We start from the raw sequence: 4731 nt of genomic DNA, 5'->3' as shown, positions 1-4731 counted from the left end.
GCCAGTACCGCCCGATTGATCGTGATCGCCACAGCCGGATCATGCCACCAGCCAGGCACGACACTCACCCCGCTATCACGCACCAGCTCGTAAGGCTCCCGGGAGGCCGGTGACGTGAGTGGGTCCCAGCCGCTTCGGGTGAGGCGCCATGGGCGCAAGCCCGCTGCGTGCCCGTCGGGGCGAGCCTCCGGGAATCCGGGCACAGGGGTTGGCTGGAATGTGCCGCTGGCGCCCATTACCGGATGACTCTCCGGGACTCGGGAGCGTTGGTCCTGCATGAGCCGATTGTTGACGCCTCCGGGGCCCGCCGCCAGGCCCGGGAAAACGGCCCTGGCAAGGGCGGTGGACCATGCGCCGATCCTCGAAGAACCGGCGGCTCACTGGCGGGCTGCGGGTTGGACCGTGCCGGGCCAGCCCGATCCCGAGTGGGCACGGCTCAGTGCCGCCGCACCGTGCCAGCCCAGGGGCAGCGGGGCGTGTGGGGCGGCTGAGCGCTGTTGCGGCGGTGGACCGGACTGGGCGAGGGAGGCGAGTCAGCCAACCTGGGCACCAGGTCCGGGCTGAGTCGGAGCTTTGAGGTCTCAGGACATGCTTAACTCTTTGTGCTGTGGACATAGTTGACGCATCGGCGGGCGGGTGTGGATCTTCAGCAGTTGACCGAGTACCGGTACCGGGCTGTGCGTGAGGTGCTCGGCGGGTCGCCTATCGGGGAGGTCGCTGCCCGGTACGGGACGTCTCGTCAAACGCTCCACACCTGGCGGAAGCGGTTCGATCAGGAGGGCATGCCCGGGCTGGTGGACCGATCTCGGCGGCCGCGCAACAGCCCGGCGCGGCTGTCCGCCGAGGTCGAGGCTCTGATATGCCAGATGCGGCGGCAGCACCCGCGGTGGGGTGCCCGGCGGATCTCCCCCGAGCTCGCCCGGCCGAAGCTGGAGGTGGCGCCGTCTCGTGCGACGGTGCACCGGGTGCTGTCATGCAACGGCCTGGTCCGCCGAACGCGGACCTCGCGGACAGCACCGAAGACAGTGGGAGCAGTCCACGTCGTACAAGCGCCGCTTGCGGCAGGCTCAGCGGTGTTGGCTGGGGGATACCAGGCAGGGCATGATGAGCACAGCCGCACGGGCTCCGGGTCGCTTCACACCATCCCCGCCCGTGCGGCCCTTCTCATATCACAGCCGACCTGGCTCATTACTCCCAAAAGCCCAAGTCGTAGCTTTCCCGATGGCGTCGGGCACGCCGGGGCAGTTGGACGTGCTCTGCGGGGCAGGACCGCGGAGCCTGGCCCTCAGTCTTTGCGCGGTGGCGCCCGTCGCAGCCTCTCCAGCCCAGCTGAGGCATGTCCGCCTCGCGGAGAATGTTGCGAATCCAAAGCGCCAGATCTAGCATCAAATCAGACGGCCCATTAACTCAGGCCACTGTGCCCGTCATTCAGCTCCACCGGCTGAGCCGCCCCCAGTCCGGCCACCGCGGCACCTGGCACCGTCGCGAATCTCCGTTGGATGTCCCCGGAAGGCAGCACCATGTTCTTTCAGTCAATAGTCAGCAGGACCGCTCTGTATGCCGGTGCGAGTGCCCTCGCCATGGTTGCCACAGCCGGCTCAGCCCTCGCAACCCCTTCCGCCCCCGCGGACCCCAAGACCAGCTACAGCATCCCCGCCCCCTACAGGGGCCTCGTCATCGCCAAGACAGGCCTGCTCCTGCGCGAAAAGCCTAACCAGCACAGCAAGATCCTGGGCAAACTCAAATACCACACCGTCGTGCACATCGCCTGCAAGGTGAAAGGCCAGAACATCGACGGCAACCCACGCTGGTACCTCATCCCCAACGCCGGCTGGACCTTCGCATCCGCCCGCTACATCAAGAACCTCGGAGCCATCCCCCACTGGTGCCCCTGACTCATCCCACTGCGCCACACAGACGGGCAAGGCAACCCATGTCCTCGGGTATCCACGTGGCTTAGCTGGACTGCTAGAAACACCCCCGTCGGCTGCGGAAATAGCGCAACTGGTCGGGCTCCCCTCCAGAAGCCACCACATCACTCGATGGGACATGGACCTTGGGGAGCCAGCACGGACTTCAAGCCCCGGGACTCTAGGTGAGGTAGATGGGGGTAGATGTCTCTGGTGCGCGTGGAGTTCTGCGGCTTTCATAAGCATGAGCCAAGGTTCCACCGCCGAAATCCGGCAGCAGACGGCGGTGGTGACCGTGGAGGGCGGACGGCATTACGCCGCACGGCGACCGGGATCAGCAAATGGTCCTTACCAGGCCTGCTCACATCAGGTAGGTCCATTACCCCTCTTATTTACTTCAGAAGGTGATGAAATGTGTGCGAGGGCAAGTGTGGGGCGCGTTGCGGGTCTATCAGGCGGAGCCGCCTCACTCGCGGCGCTCCTGGCGATTGCTGCGGCAGCTCCTGCGGCGGCGGCGAACACGGAGAAGGCGGGCGGCGAAGAGCTCTTTGCCGCCCGTAACGTGGAGGTGTACATGACCAACAGCACTCGGTGTGATCTAAAACTGGTAACGGCACGGCTAGACCACGGCGAGTGGACTATCCACCCGCCGGAGTTCATCGAACGCGGTGACACGATCCACTGGGAATCTGAGTCGAACGGCGTCGCCACCGGCACCGAAGGAGAAGCAGACTTCATCACACAGGGCTGCAAGAATCCCGCCAACAACACGAAACGCGTCCACCTGCACTGGAACAATCCGTTCATCGGCTCGAACTCATACGACACCGCCGGAACCGACGGTGCCTTCCGCAGCATCATCGTCGGCGGCAGTGGCAACCACGCAGATGTCCAGTTCACCTTCATCGGCTCCTGACACCCCACAAATACAGTGGCGAGTGCGGCACAAAACAGAGACGCGACTCCCCGGAGCGTAGGTACTCGCATTCGCTGTGCCTTCCTGAACGGAAAATCAGCTCAGCAAACAACAAGGGGAACACGCCCATGCAAACGTTCACGTTCGGTCGACGCGCGGCGGTGGCATTGACAGCGACGGCTGTGGGCAGCATCGTGGCGGCGGTCCCAGCGGCCGCGGCCGAGCCTCGCCCCATCGGGATGACCTCGTCCTTCGTCGCGTACGAGGGGACGAGCTTCACGGGGCGGTCGGAGGACATCAACGGATGCGGCTCGCACAACATTTCCTTCCGTGGCTCCTACAAGTGGATCGGGCGTGGTCAGGACGGGCGTATGTACAACCAGCCGGGCGCAGGCGGGCCCGTTCACTTTGTCCTCAAGAGCAACAAGAACACGGAGCAGTCCACCCCGTTCGGCTGGAAGAGCGTGCTCATCGTCTGCTGATAGCCAGCGCCTCAACTCTTGTTCGCTCAGGACCGCCACCCCGGAGCCCCCTGAGCGGCCGCCGCCGGTATGGTCCTGACTGACGATCGGTGCCAGGGCGGAGCCGGATAACGCCGAGGTCCTCTCCGGCGACCAGGCCGGGATCCGACCGGACCAGGCCACCAGCCGCAACCGGTTCTCCGCGAACGTGGTGTCCGCGATCAGTCCGAAGGGGCGGATGCACTTCATGGTGTTCACCAAGACTTCGACACGAAGGCCATGTGCCGCTTCCTGGACAGGCTCAACAGCCGAGCCCGCGACCAGACCCAGCCCGCCGCCGGGAATCGTCCGCGGCTACCTCGGCGGCTCCCACGCCCGCTACACTCCCGAAGAGAACCATTTGAAATTCTGACCAATATGTAGGTGATGTCCCCGACAGTTTCTCGCCAGGGGCGTCGGCAGTGACGTCGCGGCCTGCGAGGTCCGGCCCAAGCCGGGCGCCGCCCGGGTGAGCGACCACCATTTCGGCTTGGGCTGGCAGGGCACCAGGCTCAGGTCACGCATAATCTGGCGGACGAGCTCGAGGCTGGCGATTACGTCCCAGCGAGCCAGCTGGGCGTGGATGCGCCGGTAGCCATAGGCGCTGTCGGAATCTTCGGAAGCCTGCGTAACGAGCATTTTCAATTCCTCACACCACTGGGCCGTCGCGGAATCCAGGCGGTCGCGCCAGTCGTAGTAACCGAACTTGGAAACGCCGAGCCGCTCACACATGAACCCGACAGAATATGCGCACTCCGCGGCGTCGAGTCGCATCGTTTCGATGAACTCATGCTTGCTCGCTACCGGGGATCCCTCGCGAACGCTGCGGCTTTTTTCGGAAAGCTGACTTCCCTCTCTAGCTCGCGGGTATAGCGTTCGAGCTCTTTCAGCCTGGCCCGCTCGTCAAGGGTGATGTCCGCAGCCTGCGGCCCGTCTTTACGTTGGTGCCTGCCCACCCATGTCCGCAGCGGCACTTCAAGTTCCCGGGCCGTCTGCGCAATCGGCTTGTTCGCAGCGAGAGCCAGCCGGACGGCTTCCTCACGGACTCCGGGGAATAGGGGCCAGTACGTGGCACTTGCTCTACCTCGTTTCCTGACAGATCAACCTATTGGGTTGCTGTCCGGAAAACTTCAGGGCCCTCAACGGCACCTGGCGGGGTGCGACCCCGTTGGTGAACGCGCCGACTACTCGGGCAATCACCACCGTCATGTGTGAACCTCCGGGTCCGTTCCCGCCACACTGAGGAACGTGCTCAAGGGGACAATCGGCAAGTCATACGCGTTCACATCGATATGATCCACGAGAACAGTGACGGAAAGCGCAGCGCCCGCGAGCGGCTGCAGGAACAGCGTCAGAGGGAGGAGTCCCGCGCCAAGCGCAAGCGGGCCCTGATCGCCGGGGCCGT

5 protein-coding genes are annotated in these 4731 nt (G+C 64.7%); 4 read left to right on the top strand and 1 reads right to left on the bottom strand.

The window, feature by feature from the left end; genetic code table 11:
• The first annotated feature begins 638 nt into the window (after window positions 1–638).
• The 4 genes from ACZ53N_RS36375 to ACZ53N_RS36360 all read left to right on the top strand — a co-directional run bounded on the left by ACZ53N_RS36375 (window position 639) and on the right by ACZ53N_RS36360 (window position 3308).
• Complete coding sequence (locus ACZ53N_RS36375; protein ID WP_469145000.1) at window positions 639–1406, top strand: helix-turn-helix domain-containing protein; 768 nt, start codon at window positions 639–641, stop codon at window positions 1404–1406.
• A 174-nt stretch (window positions 1407–1580) separates the two neighbouring features.
• Complete coding sequence (locus ACZ53N_RS36370; RefSeq protein ID WP_469144999.1) at window positions 1581–1895, top strand: SH3 domain-containing protein; 315 nt, start codon at window positions 1581–1583, stop codon at window positions 1893–1895.
• A gap of 589 nt (window positions 1896–2484) precedes the next feature.
• A complete protein-coding gene (locus ACZ53N_RS36365) occupies window positions 2485–2826 on the top strand; it encodes an aegerolysin family protein (protein ID WP_469144998.1) in 342 nt (113 codons plus the stop codon).
• Between the two features lie 128 nt (window positions 2827–2954).
• A complete protein-coding gene (locus tag ACZ53N_RS36360; protein ID WP_469144997.1) occupies window positions 2955–3308 on the top strand; it encodes a MiAMP1 family antimicrobial peptide in 354 nt (117 codons plus the stop codon).
• Window positions 3309–3665: 357 nt separating this feature from the next.
• Here ACZ53N_RS36360 and ACZ53N_RS36355 read toward each other — a convergent pair whose 3' ends face one another.
• Entirely contained in the window at window positions 3666–4100 is a 435-nt protein-coding gene (locus ACZ53N_RS36355; protein WP_469144996.1) for an IS3 family transposase, read from the bottom strand.
• Window positions 4101–4731: the final 631 nt, after the last annotated feature.

Source organism: Streptomyces sp. NPDC033229 (assembly GCF_055576875.1).
Note: the sequence above shows the minus strand (reverse complement) of the source record. Positions and strands in the feature narration are given on the sequence as shown.

What these genes read in the sequence shown, in the direction of transcription:
- ACZ53N_RS36355 (WP_469144996.1), bottom strand. Translation starts at nt 4,100, where the DNA reads ATGCGACTCGACGCCGCGGAGTGCGCATATTCTGTCGGGTTCATGTGT.
- ACZ53N_RS36365 (WP_469144998.1), top strand. Translation starts at nt 2,485, where the DNA reads ATGACCAACAGCACTCGGTGTGATCTAAAACTGGTAACGGCACGGCTA.
- ACZ53N_RS36370 (WP_469144999.1), top strand. Translation starts at nt 1,581, where the DNA reads ATGGTTGCCACAGCCGGCTCAGCCCTCGCAACCCCTTCCGCCCCCGCG.
- ACZ53N_RS36360 (WP_469144997.1), top strand. Translation starts at nt 2,955, where the DNA reads ATGCAAACGTTCACGTTCGGTCGACGCGCGGCGGTGGCATTGACAGCG.